Below are 494 nucleotides of genomic sequence, written 5' to 3' on the forward strand. Positions count from 1 at the left end.
GGTCATCCATAAAACTGCGACCATCCCTTAACCACACCTTGAGCATTAACTCATAACGCTCTTGGCTTCTTTATTCATCACGCCTTTATTACTGACGAATAAAGATTTCTTGTTCTTTTTGCTAAGGTAAAAACCTTTTTCTGTACCTTTTACCGAAAACCCAGCATTGCAATTAAATACAATGAATTTTTCAATGAGTGGTTCAGGAAGCATCATGCAGACTGCTCCTTATGAATTAAACTTCGCATTGTTATAAGCAATGCGCTGATTGGGTGAATATGGTGTGCGCTGAAAACACGGTTTACTGAATAATTCAGCTTTGTCCTTACGCTTCTGAAATTTTCGTTCACGTTCAGCTTCTTCTTGGACCCATGGCAAGGATCTAAGTTTCTCGCCCAAGACAACATCAAGGTTTTCAAGAGTAAGTAACCAACGAACATAGGTGTGCTTGAGATCAACAAGGGCGGTTCCTTTGAATTTGCCAAATTTGATGA

Annotated in this window: 1 protein-coding gene and 1 pseudogene; both read right to left on the reverse strand. The window is 39.5% G+C overall.

The window, feature by feature from the left end:
* Positions 1-216: pseudogene (locus GGG_RS20270) on the reverse strand (hypothetical protein); the annotation flags it as partial.
* 12 nt (positions 217-228) lie between these two features.
* Complete coding sequence (locus GGG_RS21495) at positions 229-492, reverse strand: hypothetical protein (RefSeq protein ID WP_050809055.1); 264 nt, start codon at positions 490-492, stop codon at positions 229-231.
* Positions 493-494: the final 2 nt, after the last annotated feature.

Origin of the sequence: Acinetobacter sp. P8-3-8 (assembly GCF_000214135.1) — a bacterium.
Lineage (GTDB): Bacteria > Pseudomonadota > Gammaproteobacteria > Pseudomonadales > Moraxellaceae > Acinetobacter.